The sequence below is a fragment of the Aliiroseovarius sediminilitoris genome, assembly GCF_900109955.1.
Taxonomy (GTDB): Bacteria; Pseudomonadota; Alphaproteobacteria; order Rhodobacterales; family Rhodobacteraceae; genus Aliiroseovarius; species Aliiroseovarius sediminilitoris.
This window is the reverse complement of the sequence record NZ_FOJB01000003.1, coordinates 51,042-67,343: the sequence shown is the minus strand read 5'-3', so window position 1 is coordinate 67,343 and position 16,302 is coordinate 51,042. Positions and strand designations below refer to the sequence as shown.

The 16,302-nt window shown below is 56.9% G+C and carries 14 protein-coding genes; 8 read left to right on the top strand and 6 right to left on the bottom strand.

The window, feature by feature from the left end; translation table 11 throughout:
• Positions 1 to 11 precede the first annotated feature (11 nt).
• Both BMY55_RS16235 and BMY55_RS16830 read right to left on the bottom strand, forming a co-directional pair.
• Entirely contained in the window at positions 12 to 1,796 is a 1,785-nt protein-coding gene (locus tag BMY55_RS16235; protein WP_091433396.1) for a hypothetical protein, read from the bottom strand.
• Positions 1,797 to 1,945: 149 nt separating this feature from the next.
• On the bottom strand, positions 1,946 to 2,329 hold the full coding sequence (locus BMY55_RS16830) for a hypothetical protein (RefSeq protein ID WP_143064362.1): 384 nt from the start codon (positions 2,327 to 2,329) through the stop codon (positions 1,946 to 1,948).
• Between the two features lie 292 nt (positions 2,330 to 2,621).
• On the opposite strand from BMY55_RS16830, the gene BMY55_RS16230 reads away from it, so the two are divergent.
• The 4 genes from BMY55_RS16230 to BMY55_RS16215 all read left to right on the top strand — a co-directional run bounded on the left by BMY55_RS16230 (position 2,622) and on the right by BMY55_RS16215 (position 7,665).
• Positions 2,622 to 2,819, top strand: a complete 198-nt coding sequence (locus BMY55_RS16230; protein WP_091433393.1) for a hypothetical protein — start codon at positions 2,622 to 2,624, stop codon at positions 2,817 to 2,819.
• A gap of 198 nt (positions 2,820 to 3,017) precedes the next feature.
• Entirely contained in the window at positions 3,018 to 4,742 is a 1,725-nt protein-coding gene (locus tag BMY55_RS16225; RefSeq protein ID WP_177179409.1) for a type I secretion system permease/ATPase, read from the top strand.
• A 3-nt stretch (positions 4,743 to 4,745) separates the two neighbouring features.
• A complete protein-coding gene (locus BMY55_RS16220; protein WP_091433387.1) occupies positions 4,746 to 6,062 on the top strand; it encodes an HlyD family type I secretion periplasmic adaptor subunit in 1,317 nt (438 codons plus the stop codon).
• Positions 6,063 to 6,240: 178 nt separating this feature from the next.
• Positions 6,241 to 7,665: an efflux transporter outer membrane subunit gene (locus BMY55_RS16215; protein ID WP_177179408.1), complete on the top strand. Its 1,425-nt coding sequence runs from the start codon at positions 6,241 to 6,243 to the stop codon at positions 7,663 to 7,665.
• A 120-nt stretch (positions 7,666 to 7,785) separates the two neighbouring features.
• On the opposite strand, the gene BMY55_RS16210 is transcribed toward BMY55_RS16215, so the two are convergent.
• From BMY55_RS16210 to BMY55_RS16200, 3 genes are all read right to left on the bottom strand, one after another.
• A complete protein-coding gene (locus tag BMY55_RS16210; protein WP_091433381.1) occupies positions 7,786 to 9,189 on the bottom strand; it encodes a porin family protein in 1,404 nt (467 codons plus the stop codon).
• 33 nt (positions 9,190 to 9,222) lie between these two features.
• Positions 9,223 to 9,807: a polysaccharide biosynthesis/export family protein gene (locus tag BMY55_RS16205; protein ID WP_091433378.1), complete on the bottom strand. Its 585-nt coding sequence runs from the start codon at positions 9,805 to 9,807 to the stop codon at positions 9,223 to 9,225.
• 251 nt (positions 9,808 to 10,058) lie between these two features.
• The gene (locus tag BMY55_RS16200; RefSeq protein ID WP_245744801.1) at positions 10,059 to 10,703 is read right to left on the bottom strand and encodes a sugar transferase; all 645 of its coding nucleotides are present in this window, start codon (positions 10,701 to 10,703) and stop codon (positions 10,059 to 10,061) included.
• Between the two features lie 573 nt (positions 10,704 to 11,276).
• Between BMY55_RS16200 and BMY55_RS16195 the strand changes: the two genes are divergently transcribed.
• The 4 genes from BMY55_RS16195 (at position 11,277) to BMY55_RS16180 (ending at position 15,571) form a co-directional block, all read left to right on the top strand.
• Positions 11,277 to 12,221, top strand: a complete 945-nt coding sequence (locus tag BMY55_RS16195; RefSeq protein ID WP_091433373.1) for an ExeA family protein — start codon at positions 11,277 to 11,279, stop codon at positions 12,219 to 12,221.
• 135 nt (positions 12,222 to 12,356) lie between these two features.
• Positions 12,357 to 13,859 (top strand): GumC family protein, encoded by a 1,503-nt coding sequence (locus tag BMY55_RS16190; RefSeq protein WP_091433370.1) that lies wholly within the window; start codon positions 12,357 to 12,359, stop codon positions 13,857 to 13,859.
• Between the two features lie 40 nt (positions 13,860 to 13,899).
• Positions 13,900 to 14,718 (top strand): CpsD/CapB family tyrosine-protein kinase, encoded by an 819-nt coding sequence (locus tag BMY55_RS16185; protein WP_143064360.1) that lies wholly within the window; start codon positions 13,900 to 13,902, stop codon positions 14,716 to 14,718.
• On the top strand, positions 14,705 to 15,571 hold the full coding sequence (locus BMY55_RS16180) for a glycosyltransferase family 2 protein (RefSeq protein WP_177179407.1): 867 nt from the start codon (positions 14,705 to 14,707) through the stop codon (positions 15,569 to 15,571). The genes BMY55_RS16185 and BMY55_RS16180 overlap by 14 nt, the downstream gene beginning before the upstream one ends.
• On the opposite strand, the gene BMY55_RS16175 is transcribed toward BMY55_RS16180, so the two are convergent.
• Complete coding sequence (locus BMY55_RS16175; protein WP_091433361.1) at positions 15,568 to 16,230, bottom strand: rhomboid family intramembrane serine protease; 663 nt, start codon at positions 16,228 to 16,230, stop codon at positions 15,568 to 15,570. The genes BMY55_RS16180 and BMY55_RS16175 overlap by 4 nt on opposite strands.
• Positions 16,231 to 16,302: the final 72 nt, after the last annotated feature.

Sequence of the window (16,302 nt, the reverse complement as noted above, 5' to 3'; positions counted from 1 at the left end):
TCCCCTGTTTGTTAATCACGGTCAAATCCGGCCTTGCTCAGCCCCAGAAGAAACTGGCGACCGCCCTCCGTGGCCAGCCCCGGATAGCCCGATCCGCGCAGCACTCCGGTCGAGAAATCAGGTTCGATTTCGACCAGTTTGTGGCGCAGGCTTTCGACCATCTGGACGTTGCCAAGATGGGCGTGACTGGAAATCAGATAGCGCAGGATCGAATTGAACTTGGGTCGTTGCACCAGCGCCTTTTCGCCCGCTTCTATGGCGGCGGTATGATCGCCCGCCAGGGCGGCGGCGATACATTTCGTGGTGTCGAAATAGTAACTGATCGGCGTGTTAGACCCTAAATGCTGCGCCCAGGATGCCATGGCCAGAGATTTCCGCGTGTCGCCTGCATAGGCGTTCATCGTGGCGTAAAGATCCCAGCCGATCGCCTGTTCGGGGTCGATCTTCAATGCGCGTTCGAACAGTGACGCGGCCATGTCAAATTCGCTGAACAGATAGGAATGGATATGCGCGGCGAGGGACAGCACGAGCGGGTCGAACTCGTCTTCTTCCAGCGCGCGGGTCGCGTAATACTGCGCTTCGGAAATCTGCGCGGCGGCGTCGGGCGTGAACCGTTGGCCAACCTGAAAAGACTTGGCAAAGGCCATCCACGCATAGGTTTGCGCGTTGGGTTGCACCTTCAAAAGATGCGCCAGTTTGTCCTCGGCGCTGGACAGCTCGTTCACCGAAAGCCCGAACATCTGATAGATACATTCGATCAATTGCCCGGCGCCTGCCATTTGCGGGCTGGTTGCGTGCATTTGCAAATGACGCCCGATCTGGATCACCGCGTGCGATACAAGCCCGTTCAGGGCCGGGCAGGCGGGTTGGGCGAAATCGTTGGGGGCGAAAGCCTGACTGGACGACCAGACGGTCACGCCATCCTTGCCTGTCAAAAGCTCGACCGACAGGCGGACCGACGGGCCTTGGTCAAGTTCCGTCACCCGCAGAACCAACGGGATTTCGACCTGGCCAAACTCGCTGCGCATTTGCGACAAGGGCTGGTTTTCAAAGGTGCGCACGCTGGGCACACGGCCCATTTCGCGCAGGTTTCGGGTCAGTTTGTCAATCAGAAGCCCGGCATGTGCATCCCCGGCCATGCCACTTTGCACCCCGATGGCCCACGTGGCCGCCTGTTTGGGCTGGGTAGGGTCCGAGACGTTCATCTGCGCGCTGATCACGGGATCAGGCGAAGACGGGCCGCGCGACAGGCCCAAAGCATCGGCTGACATTTCAGGCGGGGTTTCGGCTTTGTTGTCACTGTCGTGATCCACCAGCCGCTGTTCCCAAATCTGGCGTTCTAACGTCAGCCAGCTTTCGAACTCGGGATCGCAGATGTCGAACCCTTCCAGAAAATGCTCCGAAACCGCTTCGAGACCGACGGGCGGTGTCACTTCGCCCTGTTCCACCTTGTCCATCAGGTCGATGGCATCAACGCGGATGCGCGACAGGTCCAGCGAGACGGAGTATTTATCGGCGCTGAGAATGTCCTTCTTATCCGCGCCGAAGCATTTACGAATGTCGAGCAGCGCCTGACGCAGACTGGCTGATGCCTGATCCTCGCCCCGGTCGCTCCACAACTTGTCGCGCAACCAGACGCGTGACCGCGACCCGCGCGGGGCAAGGGCCAACATGGCCAGAACAGCCTTGGATTTCTGGTTTTTCGGGGTGAAGTGGTTGCCAGCCCCATCTTGCACGGCCAGAGGCCCGAACAAGAAGATGTCCAGGTCGTGTTGGCGGGAATGATCAGCGTCCATTGGTGTTCCTTCGGAAACCTTTGTGGCAAGCACAAAAGATTGTTTCGAAATACTACCCAAACTCGGCATTTCTTGCAAAAAATGCTCTGATAACAATTGTGCACTCCCACGGATGATAACCCTGATGGCACACTGGGCCATAGCCGTAATCACAGCGTGAAACGGGCGTGAATACAGCGGGGCAGGGCCATTCGGGGATTGAAAGAGGCCGGATTTCTGTGGCTCAAGGGCAATGTCTTGACCTTTTTGCTGCGGCTCAGGGTCCGTGAACCTGCCCAAGAGGACCGCTTCCCGGCGCCATAAACCGGCAAAGTGATTCGGTTTTGCAGACCGGGTGTGTCGCGGGTCACAGACCATGCTGTTTTTGAATGTGGCTGCGAGACAACAGGAAAGCGGGTAAGGTTTTTGCCAAAAAGACCAAAGGAGCACCCGATAAAAACCGTCGGAAAAAGTCGCGTGGAAACAACAGCTAGGCGAATTGCGATATATTCTTTCGAATATTTCGGCGCGACGATCTGGCGGGTCGCAGTCAATGAACCGCGCGCGGCAAATCGGCACTGTCTCGCTTGTTTAAAAGTTTCTGTTTGGCGGGACTCCCGCACTGGTTGATTTCATGTATAGTGTCGTTACCACTCAGGTCGGAACAAACTGCCGCGCATCGCCACCCCTGCGACCCGCGGCTATCGTTTTTCAACCCTGAAGAACAGGCGCTCGCGCCTTAATTGTGCCACGAATGCTCCGCAGGGTGGAGCGTAATGGAATCGAAGGAATGATCTCTGCGAGGTCGCGCAGTTTGGCGATCAACCGCACGGACGGGAGTTGAACATGGTAATTGGTGTTCTTGGTCTTGGAATGCTTGTTGGGCTTGGCACAGCCATCGCCGCCCTTCTGAACGGCTATTCGATCTGGATGGCGCTTTGGTTCTACAGCTCCGTTGGCACGGCCTCGGCGCTTGTCAGCATCGCCATGTTGCGTTTGATCCGCGACTATATCCTGAATGGTTCGGACGAGCCGCAAAGCTGACCGTCTGATTTCGAACCACAACGGCCTTCAAAACAAACGCGCCCCGGATGATCCGCGGCGCGTTGTTTTTTGCACAACACTGGACTAATTGACCACGACCATTGTTCAGTTCTTGCATCACCCCGAACATGTGAACAAACTGGTCGCATTATCGACGCAGATACCTATGGGGATAATTGATTGTCAGAACAGTTTTCTGTGAAGTCCAAGAAAAATCCCTATAAGAAAGAGCTTTCGCGCCTGCGCCGGGCGTTTCTGACGGTTGGTTTGTTCAGTGCCGCGATCAATCTGCTGATGCTGACGGGTCCGCTTTATATGCTTCAGGTGTATGACCGTGTGCTGTCCAGCGGGTCCGTTGCCACGTTGCAGGGGCTGTTTGTCATCGTCGTGATCCTTTACGCATTTCTGGGTGTTTACGAATTTCTGCGCGCCCGGCTTTTGTCGCGCGCAAGCTACCGGATGGATCAGGCGGTTGGTGCTGATGCCTTTGGCTTCTGGCTGCGGTCAGGATTTGTGGACAACAAGGAACATTACAACCCGGTGCAGGATCTGGCCGTTATCCGTGCCTTTCTGGCCAGCCCCGCCATTCTGGGCCTGTTTGATCTGCCGTGGATCCCAATTTTTCTGGCGGTCGTGTTTTTTATCCACCCGTGGCTGGGCTGGTTGACGGTTGGGGGTGCGATCATCGTGATCATTGCGGCAATCATCAACCGCTTCGCATCGCGCGATCCCATCAAGAACGCCGGAAACAGTGAAGGGGTCGAGCGGTCATTCGTGGAACGCACGCGTCGCAATGCCGAAGCCGTCCTGGCCCTTGGGATGCTGGACAAGGTGACGGACCGGTGGAGCGGGCTGCATCAAAACAGCCTGGGCCATTATCAAACCGGCGGCGACCGGTCCGAGATCGTGGCAGCGTTTTCCAAGTCCTTCCGGCTGCTGCTGCAATCCACTTTGCTGACCGTCGGGGCCTATCTGGCGCTGGCGCAGGAAATCTCGGCCGGGATGATCATCGCGACCTCGATCGTCGCCGGGCGCGCATTGGCACCTGTCGATCAGGTGATCGCTCACTGGCGCACGATCGGCAGGGCGGGCGATGCGCATCGCCGTTTGAAAGATGCGATGGATTACATTCCCGACCCGCAAAGCGGTTTCGATCTGCCAGAGCCCAAGGGGCATCTGGTGGTGAAGAACGTCACGAAACTGACACCGAAAAACTCGTTGGTCAGCGACCGGCCCCGCATTCTGGAACGGATCAGCTTCGAACTTGAACCGGGGGACGGGCTGGGTGTTGTCGGCAGCAGTGCGGCGGGCAAATCCAGTCTTGCCCGTCTTCTTGTGGGTTTGTGGCAACCCGACCACGGCGAAGTTCGGTTGGACGGTGCGACGCTGAACCAATGGCACAATGAAGATTTGGGCGGGCATATCGGCTATCTGCCGCAACGGGTCGAAATGTTGCCCGGCACCATTGCCGAGAACATCGCGCGGTTTGACCCTGATGCACGCGACGAGGATGTCATCGAGGCTGCGCAGATTGCGGGTGTGCATGACATGATCCTGAAGATGCCGCAGGGCTATACGACCTATGTGGGCACCACCGAACAACCCTTGTCGGGCGGGCAGACACAACGTCTTGGCCTGGCGCGCGCGCTTTACGGAAGCCCGCGTCTGTTGGTGCTGGACGAGCCGAACTCCAACCTCGACGCGAAAGGGGACGAGGCTTTGGCCAGTGCCGTCATCGGCATGCGCAAGAAAGGCTGCACCGTTTTGGTGATGGCGCACCGTCCCAGTGTCATTCAGGCCGTGAACAAGATCTTGATCCTGCACGAAGGCAAAGTCGGCCGGTTCGGATTGAAGGAAGACGTGCTGCAACACGCCACACCACAGCGGCCCACTGCCGCCCCCAGCTCTGTGTTCGAGGTATAGGCGATGGCCAATCCCGTATCCGCCCCTCATGCGCCGATCAAGACCGGTCTGGCGACTCCCGTCTATCTGGGCGCGCTGGCCAGTCTGGCACTGCTGGTTTCGGCCTTTGTCTGGATGTCCACAACGCTGATCACAGGCGCGGTGATCGCGCCGGGAAAGGTGGTCGTGCGCGGCCTGCCCAAGCAGGTGCAAAGCCTGGATGGCGGCGTGGTTCAGGAAATACTGGTCAAAGACGGCGATGTGGTGCGCAAGGGCGACGTGCTGCTGCGGCTCGATCCCAGCCTGCTGCAAATCAATCTTGAGATTTATCGCAACCGTCTGTCCGAGGTTGTCACCCGCGAAGCCCGGCTGGACGCAGAATATCAGGAACTCGCAGCGCCCGTCTTCAATATTGACAGCCCTTATCTGCCGGATATCGACCTGACCCAGCATTTCAAAGGCCAGCGCGAGATTTTTGTGGCCCGACGCGAGGTGTTGAACGGTCGCAAGGAACAACTGGCGGAACGTATCTTGCAATTCCGCAATCAGATTTCCGGGGTTGAAGCACAGATCAGCGCCAAACAGGACCAATTGGCTTATGTCAGTCAGGAGCGGGAAACCAAGCAGGGGTTGAGCGAACAAGGGCTGGTGCGCGAAAGTGAATTGCTGGAATTACAGGGGCGAGAATCCTCCCTGCTGGGGCAGATCGCCGAGCACCAGTCAGAATTGGCACGGATTTATAACTCGATCCGCGATACGGAGCTTGAGATCCTGCAAGCCGATCGCGAATTCAAGGAACAGGTGGTGACAGAATTGCGCACCACCACCGCCGAACGGGAGGAATTGATCCTGCAAATCGTGACCGTCGAAAAGCAGTTGGAGCGGATCGACATCCTTGCTCCAACCGACGGGATCGTCCACGAACTTCAGGCCACCACCGAAGGTGGGGTTGTTGCGCCCGAGGCCACAATTACTCAGATCGTTCCATTGTCCGATGGGGTCGAGTTCAAATTGCAGGTGGACCCGCAGTCGATTGATCAGGTGTTTGTGGGGCAGGTGGCGAAAGTGCTGTTCCCGGCTTTCAACCAACGCACCACGCCGGAACTGTTCGGGACCGTGGCGGGCATTTCGCCCACATCTGTCGATGACCAACAGACCGGGCGGTCTTATTTCCGCATTGATCTGACCCTGCCCGCCGAGGAAATCGCACGTCTTGGCAATGTCGAACTGATCCCCGGAATGCCGGTCGAAGCCTTCCTTCAAACCGGTGAACGGTCGGTTCTGACCTATCTGACCGAGCCATTCTTGCAGCAGCTCAGACGCGCTTTCCGCGAAGGCTAAGGCCCGCTTCATGTTTGCAGGTTGTGGTTTTTTGGTCAGCCTGACCCGGCAGTTTCGCAAATAATTCAGTATTTCTTGGTGAAAACAAGGTTCTGTGCCAGTCTGCCCTCAATAATAACCGTAAAAACAACAGTCGCACAGACGGCTGACGAGGCAGACGGGTAGCAAAATGAAACAGATGAGCAGGCGCAAAGCGCCGGTCTTGGGCATTGTCCTGACAGCGACGATCGGGCTTTCCGGTTGTGCAACGGACGAGCCTTACAAACTTCCATACTTCAAATTCGCCAAATCTTATTCCAGCGTTTCGACGCAGGCGGTTCCGGTGCCTTTGGCCAATGATACCTGGTGGATGGGGTTCAAGGATCCTGTCTTCAACAAGCTGGTCGAGCGTGCCCTGGCAGGAAACTATGACCTTGAAATCGCCCGAGAAAAGGTAATCGAAGCCCAAGCCAACCGCGACGCCGTTCCGGGGCTTCTGAGCCTGTCGCCCACAGCCACGTACCGCTATGGGCAATCGCCAGGTGGCACGGGAAGCAATACCACCCGCGCCCGGCTTGGTCTGGATTGGATGCTTGATCCATATGGGTTGCGCCGCCAGCAAATTCAGGCCGCAGGCGCCCGTATCGACATCGCAGACGCCGAAGAAGACGCCGCCCGCCTGACGGTGCTGTTGAACCTGTCCAATTCCTATGTGGACCTTCGGTATAACCAACGGTTGTTGAACCTGCGTCGTCAGCAACTTGCCTCGCGCCGGAATGCGGTGACGCAAACCAAGCAATTGTTTGACCAACGCGCCGCGACCACGCTGGACGTCGTCCAGACCGAAGCGCTTGTGGCCGAAACACAAACGCAAATTCCGGCCCTGATCGCCGCGATCCGCGCCGGCAAAACCGAGATCGCCGTTCTGACCGGTGTCGCGCCCGGCCGTCTGGGCATCAATCTGGACGACAATGCCAGCCAGCCGCGCCCGTCGAAAACGCTGAAAACCGGCGTGCCCGCAGATATCCTGCGCAATCGCCCTGATATGAAAATCGCCGAACGAAGCTATTATGAAGCCGTCACCAATGTCGGCATCGCGCAGGCCAACATGTACCCATCGCTGTCGCTGAGCGGCATGATCGGCTATGGCAAGACCAGTTCCGGGGACGGGCTTGAATATTCCATTGGGCCGACCCTGAACCTGCCGTCGCTGCCGATGAAGAGCGACAAGTCCCGTGTTGCCGCGCGGCAATCCGCGGCCCGTCAGGCCTATGCGGGCTGGCAGTCTGCTGTTTTGGGTTCAGTCAGCGAAGTCGAAAGCGCCCTTGCCGCCTATCAGGCCAGCCGCAGCGCCGTTGTGGAATCGCAGCGTCGCGTGCGGCTGAACGGCGAAGCACGGGATCTGACCCAAGAGCTTCTGAGGCGTGAAGGCGCGACCATTCGTGACCTTATCAGCGCCGAGGAACGGATTGCAGATGCTGACACGGCCCTTGCCGACAACCTGCGCCAACTGGCCCGCAACTATGTGCGCCTGAACATCGCGCTTGGGGCTGGCAGCCAATTTGGCGAGCCGGAAGAAGAAACTGTGGTTGCAGTGAAATCAGCCAGCTCAGTGTCGAACTGAGGCGGTTCCCACGCCGCCATGCCATCTTGGCACACCAACAAAAAACCCACCCGGCTGCGAGGCACGGGTGGGTTTTTTGAATTCAGCCGCTCTGCTTTGCGGGGCAGGGCGGGGCAGGGATCAGCGGATGCTGAACTCCCGTTCAAGGGTGACGAACAGCTCGTTGGATTCGCGGTTCGTGGCGCCAGTCTCCTGGCGATTGCGATATTCATACCCCGCCGTCAGGCCCCAATCCGCCGTCAGATCGCGGTTATAGGTCGCGCGGAAACCGGAAATCGAAGTGGTTGTGTCGGCGGCAACATCCGTCACCTCGGCATAATCCAGTTCGAACCCGATGGATGCGTTGGGCGACAGATCGGTGTCGAAGCCAAGCGAAGCGGTGGTTGACCGGTTTTCGATACCAGCGTTCGACGTATCATAGCTTCGTTCCAGAGCTGCGGTAACAGTGCCCATGGCCAGTTCGTTGGTATAGCCCAGGCTGCCAATCATGTTCACATCGCCCGCATTCGACCGTGTTGCACCAAGGCCAGCGGTGATGGATCCACCCGGTGTCTCAAACTCGCCGCGCACCTCAATCGTGTCGCGGCGGCCCGTGGTGCTGATCCCGGTGGAATATTCGGCTGTGATGTTGCCAGTGGGAAAATCGCGGGTCACGGCCAGACCACCGGTCACGCCGTCTTGCAGTGTGGTCCCGATCAGGTTGGTTTCCTCGATCTCGGTATAGCCAAGGCTGGCGGTCATACGGGTGATGGCGTTGATCTCGTATGTCAGGCTGGCCGTCGCGCCGGTGGTGCGGCGCGAGGTGCTAACAGCGTCCATCGCGTCATACTGTTCCCAATCCAGTGCGATACGGCCTTCCATCACGGGCGAAAATTGCAAGCGGGCAAAGACTTCGGCTGCGGTGGTTTCGTCATCATAGTTGCCGGGATCGGTGGTGTCCCAGTATTCGGTCTTTTCGTATTCAAGGACAGTGCCAAACCCAAAGGGGGCGGTGCGGCCCGTTTCGAAAGAAACGCTTGCGCTATACGTGCCACGCATACCGTCCGAGGCGGTCAGATCGCTTGGTTCAAGCCCGTCTTCGATCAGGTCGTCAATGCCCAGCAACGGGTCTTCAAATTGCAGCGAAACCTGCTGATAGGCCAGTTCAGCCTCAAGCAGGCTGTCGGCGCTTTCCATCTGATAACCCAGAACGATAGAGGGATCGTCAAACGTCGTTTCGGTCGATTGACCGGGCAGGGCTGCGGTGCGGACAGTCGCACCCAGATCAGCGGTGAACCGGGCCACGCCGGTTTCGCTGAGCAACCCGAAGTTAACGGTGTTATCCCACAGGGTCGACGTGCCCGGCGACGGGTCGCTGAAGCTGAGGTTGTCGTTGACCCGCAAAGTTGATGATATGCCCAGCGTCATCGCAAACCCCTCGATCGGGGCGACGGCATCTGCTTCTTGTCCAGTGGCGGGAACCAACCCGGTTGCGATCAGGCTGGTTCCTGCCAGGAGGGCGGCAATTTTATTTTTCTGTCCCACCTGTTTTCCTCTGCTCGTTTTTTGCCGTCGCGCTTATTCGAAAAGTTTGCGCTGCGGCACGATGATTACGTCACCTTTTTGCAGGCGAATGTTGCCCGCATTGGTTTCGTAGTTATACCCATAGATCTTGTTTCCACGGCGCACCTGAATACGCTTGGTGGCGGCAAAACGTGTCAAGCCGCCCCCTTGGGCAATGGCTTGCAGAACTGTAATGCCTCTGCTTCCCGCAAGTTTGCCGGGATTGTTGATTTCACCAGAGACATAGATGTCATCCGTGGCCGGAACAATCGGACCGGTCGCCTGACGAACGGCGACTTGGCCAACAGAAACATAGACATTCGGTGTTGTGGTGAAGTTCGGGGCCATCGTGTCAGCCAGCTTTGCGGCGACCTGGCTCGTTGTAAGTCCCGCTGCACGAACGCCGTCGGCGAATGGGAAGCTGATGGAGCCATCAGGAAGCACCAACACTGACCGGTTGAGGTTTGCATCTTCAACCACCTCAATGTTCAGGGTGTCACCCGCACGAATTTTGTATCCGTTCTGCGCCATCGCATTGCTAGCGATCAGTACATTCAGTGCAAAAAAGGCGGTTAGAAATGTAAAAATATTTTTGAGCATGGTGAATCCCCTATCTGCCAAAGGCATAGATTAGAATACTCCGGTCCGGTTTGTATTCAAACGGTTAATATCGTTGAGTTTGCTCGTTTAAGCAGAATTGTAGCTGTTTTGCACGTTTTCAGCAAGTTACCACGATGTTGGTGGACTGCGATGTCGCCTTGGTGGCGGGTGGTCAACTGGAAAATCGGCGCTTTATAAGCAAATGGCGCCCGACAATAATGCCGCGCGCCATCAGCGTGATTGGTGCCTGATCAGTGACCTGTGCAGCGCAAAACGACACCCACGGTTTTGCCAAGAATCTCAAGGTCTTTCTTCAGCGACAGTTCGTAATAGTATTTCGTGTCGAAGGTCGCGCGCTGTGCGAATGTTGTCTCGTTGCGGTCCGACACCTGCCAGGGTCCGGTGATGCCGGGGCGCATGGCATAATAAGCGGCGCCCGGATACAGGGTCTTTTGATCTTCCATCATCGGGCGCGGGCCTACGATGGACATATCGCCCATAAGAACATTCCACAGTTGCGGCAGTTCATCCATCGACGATTTGCGCAGGAATTTTCCGACCTTGGTGATCCGCGGATCGTCTTTCAGCTTTTGTGTGCTGTCCCATTCGGCGCGGGCGTCCGGATTGCTGTTCAGATAAGCCTCAAGCCGTTGGTCGGCATTCATCACCATCGAGCGGATTTTGACCATGTTGTAAATGCGACCGTCCTTGCCGATGCGGCGTTGACGATAGAACGGCTTGCCGCCGTCAAGTGCAGCCAACAGCAGCATGATGCCAATCAACGGGATCGCAATCGGTGCCGCCGCGACGACAAAGGCAATGTCGAACAGGCGTTTGAAGCGATCACGATAAGGACGAACAGAAGAATCAGCTATGTAGAAATTTTGTCGTTTCACCAGCTTGGTGCTGGAATCAGAAAAGTCTTTAAAATGGGTCGTCATTTTCCTTACACCTCAAAATAAAAGCGGCAGCCTGACACGGGAAACCCTCGAGATGAAATAATCTCTATGTCTTGCAGGCACAGCAGCTTGCGAACCAACCGATAAGTCAAAATAACTTCCGGCTCTCCTTAACCCCACAGGGACATTAACACATTATTGCCCAATTTGTAGCACAATTCCGCCCACCTCGCGGATTGACGTATTAAGTAGTTGGAAACTTATAATTTTACAAGCATTCTGTTGCCTCGACTGATCGAATATTGTTTTGTTTGTGTATACAATAAAGGGCGCTTTTCTATTTTTATTGATTTTTGATTTCGGTCATTTGCAACAATTTTCGATTCTCACTTGCGAATGATTCTTTTCACCAGGCAGGGACGATATTTTCAGTCCACAATGCAGGTGGGTATACTGTTTCAAATTTGAAGTGAGGGCCTTTATGTGCAAAAAGCCTTCAGGCGTTGACATTATTTCGCCACAACCTCGCATTAGCAGTTTTGGTATTAAACCAGGAAGTCAGACAGGATTATGAATTCCAACGAACTCTATACTGGGCATTTCGGTTTGACCGAACGGCCCTTTACTCTGGTGCCGGACCCGAGCTTTCTGTTTTGGTCCAAACAGCACAAGCGCGCCTATGCAGTATTGGAGTTTGGGATATTGTCGCGCGCGCCGATCACGCTGATCACCGGCGAGATCGGATCGGGCAAGACAACATTGGTGCAGAAACTTCTGAGCCAGATGGATGATTCTGTTCGCGTCGGGCTGTTGTCGAACGTGCAGGGCGACCGGGGCGAATTGCTGCAATGGGTGATGAACGCACTGTCCATCCCGTTTGAACCTTCGGAAAGCTATGTGACGCTGTTTCAGCGGTTTCAGGAAAGCATCGTAAGCGAATATGCCGAAGGCCGCCGGGTCGTCCTGATCATTGACGAAGCACAGAATCTGTCCAGCGAGGGGCTGGAAGAGATGCGGATGCTGACCAATATCAACGCCAACAAGGACGAACTGATCCAGCTGATCCTTGTCGGGCAGCCCGAATTGAAAGATATCGTGCTTAGCCCCGGAATGCGCCAGTTGGCGCAGCGGGTCGCAGCCAGTTTTCATCTGGAAGGCATGGATGAAACCACTGTGCGGGCCTATATCAAGCACCGATTGAAGGTGGCGGGCGGAACCGGCAGTGAAATCACGCCTTTGGCGTGTGCCGAAGTGTTCAAGGCGACCAAGGGCATCCCGCGTCTGGTCAACCAATTGTGTGAGTTGTCCCTGCTTTATGCCTGGAGCAGCAGCAGCAAACGCGTATCGGTGAAGGCTGTTCGCAATGTCCTGGAGGACGGCGTGTTTTTTGCCAGCAACCTGGCAGATGACAACGAAAGCCTGCCTAAAGACGTCGATACGGACGAAGACACATCCAAACCCTTGTTCCTGCGTGCGGCGCGGCGGGTTGACATTCCCAAGAAGAAAACCGGATAGCTTCGACAGAAATTAATTGCATGTTACTATCCCCGACCAGATTGCTGATGCGAATTGCGCGAACCGGTGGGTCCTGGGGTAAGGATTAAATCGCCAATGGCTACAACGAACTTACAGTTTTACCGATCAATCTTTTTGCGGCGCCTTCCGTATTTTCTGGTTGTCGCGACGGTCATCGCTGCCGCGTCGATCATCATGGCCATGACGTTGCCCCCATCCTATGTCTCGCGGATGACTTTGATCGTGGAATCGCCTCAGATCCCGGATGAGTTGGCGGCGTCGACCGCCCGCACGCCGGCGCAGGAACAATTGCAAGTGGTCGAACAAAAACTGATGACACGTGCCAACCTGCTTGAGATCGCGAACAAGTTTCAGGTGCTGGAAGGTCAGGACGGGATGACGCCGGACCGGATTACCCAAGCCATGCGGGCCCGCACCTCGATCCGCAGCACCGGTGGGCGGGATCAGGCCGCCCTGATGTCAATCAGCTTCGAAGCGCCCTCCGGGCAGAATGCGGCGGGTGTGTTGAACGAATACCTGACGCTGATCCAGAAAGAGGACGTGCAGTCGCGCACTGGGCGCGCCGCTCAAACGCTTGAGTTCTTTGAACAGGAAGTGTCACGGCTCAATCAGGAATTAGCCGAGCGCAGTGCTCGAATTCTTGCCTTCAAGACTGAAAATGTCGATGCGCTGCCGGAAAGCCTTGATTACCGGTTGGGGCAGCAATCTCTGTTACAGGAACGCTTGGCGCAGTTGGAACGTGAGACCGTCAGCTTGCAAGAGCAACGCAGGCGTCTGGTACGCATTTTTGAAACCACCGGTCAGGTTGGCGGGTTGGCCGGTCCGGCTTTGTCACCGGAACAGCAACAATTGGAGGAAATGCGGGCGGCGTTGAACAATGCACTTGCGGTATATTCCGAATCCAACCCACGGGTAAAATTGCTGCGTGCTCGCATTGCCGCGCTTGAACGAACCTTGCAGACCATGCCGCCGGAAGAAGGCGATCAACCTTTGACCGGAAATTCGTTGTTGGACATTCAACTGGCCGAGATCACCGCGCGTCAGGACGCGTTGAACGACGAAAAAATCAACACGACGAGACAGCTGGAGCGGCTAACGGACTCGATCGAAAGAACCCCGACAAACGCCATCCGGCTCGATGAATTGCAATTGGATTACGAGAACCTTCAACTGCAATACAACACAGCCGTTGATCGTCTGTCGCGTGCCAGCACCGGCGAACGCATTGAAGTCATGTCGCGCGGTCAGCGGATTTCTGTGATTGAACCGCCCGCCGTCCCAAGCCGGCCCAGTAAGCCCAACCGTACGTTTATCGCCGCGGGCGGCAGCGTGTTTGGCATTCTGGCCGGACTTGGCCTGGTGGTCCTTCTGGAATTCTTGAACCGGTCGATTCGTCGACCCGAGGATCTGGTGTCGAAGCTGGGTATCGCACCCTTGGCCACCATCCCCTATATCACCACCGTTGGTGAAAACTCGCATCGGCGCAAGTTACGCATTCTGGGGGTGGTCATAATTTTGCTGGGCATTCCCGTCGCCGTCTATGCGGTTCACGTGTTCTATCAGCCGCTGGATTTGTTGGCCGATCGGATCATGGACAAAATTGGCGTGCGCTGGTGAAGGCGCGAAAACAGAACTGTTCAGAGAGGATCTGATCGCAATGGAAAAGCTTCAGGCCGCCATCGAAAAGGCACGCAGACAACGCGACGGGAAACCGCGCGCGCGGCGCTCTCAGGAACGATCATCGAAGCCGCCCGCCTCGATGCCCGAAGCCTGGGCAGAACTGGAACCGTTTGATATTTCAGCATCGCTTGCGCAAAAGAACCGTCTTGTATCGCTGAATGGCGGGGCTGCGGCTGGTCCGTTTGACATGTTGCGCACCCGGATCTTGCAGCAGGCCACCAACAATGGCTGGAAGCGCATCGCGCTTGTGTCCCCGCACAGTGCCTGCGGTAAAACCACGACGGCGGCCAATCTGATTTTCAGCTTTGGCCGGCAAACAGATCTGTTGACGATGGTTCTGGATCTGGATTTGCGACGGCAAGGATTGGCAAAGGTGCTTGGGTTGCAGTGTGACGGCAACATGGGCGACGTGCTGCAAGGCAAGAAGAGCTTTGCGGAGCATGGCCGCCGGTTCGGCGAGAACGTTGCCGTCGGGCTGAACAGGGGCGAGGTTTCGAATGCCTCGGAAATCCTGCAAAGCAACCAGACCAAGGTCATCCTGGACGAGCTTCAGGACGACTACGAGCCGGACATCATGCTTTTGGACATGCCACCCCTGATCGGGGCGGATGACAATTTCGGTTTTCTGCAAAATGTCGATTGTGCGCTGCTTCTGGCCGAGGCCGAGCGCACGACTGTCGAGCAGGTCGATATTGCCGAACGCCAACTGTCCGAGTTGACCACCGTCATGGGCGTTGTTCTGAACAAAAGTCATTTCAGCGACGGCGCATATGGATATGGATATGGCACTGCCTGACGCTGCCATTATCATTCCCCACTACAATGACCCGGAACGGTTGACACGATGCCTGACGGCTCTGACGCGAAATGATCTGTCGCGGGTCGAAATTCTGGTCGTGGACAACAACTCGCCACACCCTTTGACCGAAGTTCAGACCCGTTTTCCCGATGTCCGATTTGTGGTCGAACCCGAAAAGGGAGCCGCCGCCGCACGCAATCGTGGGGTCGCAGAAACCAACGCACCGCTGTTGTTCTTCATAGATGCCGACTGCGTTGCGGCCGATGACTGGGTCGCCAAGGCGCACGAGGTTGCGCCGAGCGCCGATCTGATTGGAGGTCGGGTCGATGTGTTCGATGAAACCCCACCACCGCGCAGCGGGGCCGAGGCGTTCGAGGCGGTCTTTGCCTTCAACTTCCAGAACTACATTGAAGTTCAGGGGTTTACTGGCTCGGGCAATCTGGTCACGACCCGTGAAGTCTTTGAAGACGTTGGGGGGTTTCGCGGCGGAGTTTCGGAAGATCTGGATTGGAGCACGCGTGCCGTATCCAAGGGACACAAGCTGATCTATCGAGAGGATCTGGTGGTCAGCCACCCATCCCGCTCTGATTGGGCGGCGCTGCGCCACAAATGGCGACGTCTGACGCAAGAGCTGTTTGGCGTAAACGGAAACACGCCGCGCGACCGCGCGAAATGGGCCTTGCGGGCTTTGGCGATGCCGGTCAGCGCCATCGTGCACACGCCGAAGGTGTTACGCAGTGACAAGCTGGGCGGCTGGGTCGAGCGGTTGCGCGCGGTTGGCACCTTGTTCCGTCTCCGCTTCCAACGGATGATCTGGATGCTGCGGCAAGCGATGGGCCAGGATATCTAACGTGCCGATCTGCGCGCCCGGCGTTTCTTTCTGAAAAATGCATGTCCGGCGGCGGTCAGCCACCCGGCGATGAAGCCGCCCATATGTGTTTCCCACGCCAGAAGTCCCCCCATCAGCAGCCACAGCAACAGGTTCAGAACGCCGAGTATCAGAACGGTCTTCAGCACCGGCCATTGGTCCAGCCGCCGCCGCCGCCGGTCCGCCCATCGCCAATACAGGATCGCGCCGACCAGCCCGAACAACGCGCCCGACGCGCCCACCATAGGCCGCGCCGACAGGGTCAGGGCACCAAACAGCACTCCACCGCCGATGGCGGACAGCACATAGATCAGCACAAACCCTTTCAACCCCGCGCGGACGATCACCATGGGACCGATCAGCCATAGCGTCAGCATGTTGCCCAGCACATGCGCCACGCCGCCATGCAAAAAGGCATAGGTGAAGAACATCGTCCACGGCTGGACATCATAGTTCGGTCGCCAATTGTACAACAGCCCCGCCCAGAACGCGGCATTCTGATAGGCCAGCGGACGCCACTGCCTGGTGCCGACAAGCCCCAGATCGGCGGCAAACAGTATAGCCTCGATCACCACATTCAGGGCAATCAGGCCAAGGATCAGGGTCTTGGCGGGGGGGCTAAGAAGCGGGCGGGCAAGCATGATGCAGAATTGCCTTCTTGCCCGACGATACACAAGCCTCAAATACGTCTGGCGGCTGGTGATGCGTGCTGA

What these genes read in the sequence shown, in the direction of transcription:
- BMY55_RS16180 (WP_177179407.1), top strand. Translation starts at nt 14,705, where the DNA reads ATGGCACTGCCTGACGCTGCCATTATCATTCCCCACTACAATGACCCG.
- BMY55_RS16215 (WP_177179408.1), top strand. Translation starts at nt 6,241, where the DNA reads ATGAGCAGGCGCAAAGCGCCGGTCTTGGGCATTGTCCTGACAGCGACG.
- BMY55_RS16230 (WP_091433393.1), top strand. Translation starts at nt 2,622, where the DNA reads ATGGTAATTGGTGTTCTTGGTCTTGGAATGCTTGTTGGGCTTGGCACA.
- BMY55_RS16195 (WP_091433373.1), top strand. Translation starts at nt 11,277, where the DNA reads ATGAATTCCAACGAACTCTATACTGGGCATTTCGGTTTGACCGAACGG.
- BMY55_RS16235 (WP_091433396.1), bottom strand. Translation starts at nt 1,796, where the DNA reads ATGGACGCTGATCATTCCCGCCAACACGACCTGGACATCTTCTTGTTC.
- BMY55_RS16185 (WP_143064360.1), top strand. Translation starts at nt 13,900, where the DNA reads ATGGAAAAGCTTCAGGCCGCCATCGAAAAGGCACGCAGACAACGCGAC.
- BMY55_RS16220 (WP_091433387.1), top strand. Translation starts at nt 4,746, where the DNA reads ATGGCCAATCCCGTATCCGCCCCTCATGCGCCGATCAAGACCGGTCTG.
- BMY55_RS16175 (WP_091433361.1), bottom strand. Translation starts at nt 16,230, where the DNA reads ATGCTTGCCCGCCCGCTTCTTAGCCCCCCCGCCAAGACCCTGATCCTT.
- BMY55_RS16205 (WP_091433378.1), bottom strand. Translation starts at nt 9,807, where the DNA reads ATGCTCAAAAATATTTTTACATTTCTAACCGCCTTTTTTGCACTGAAT.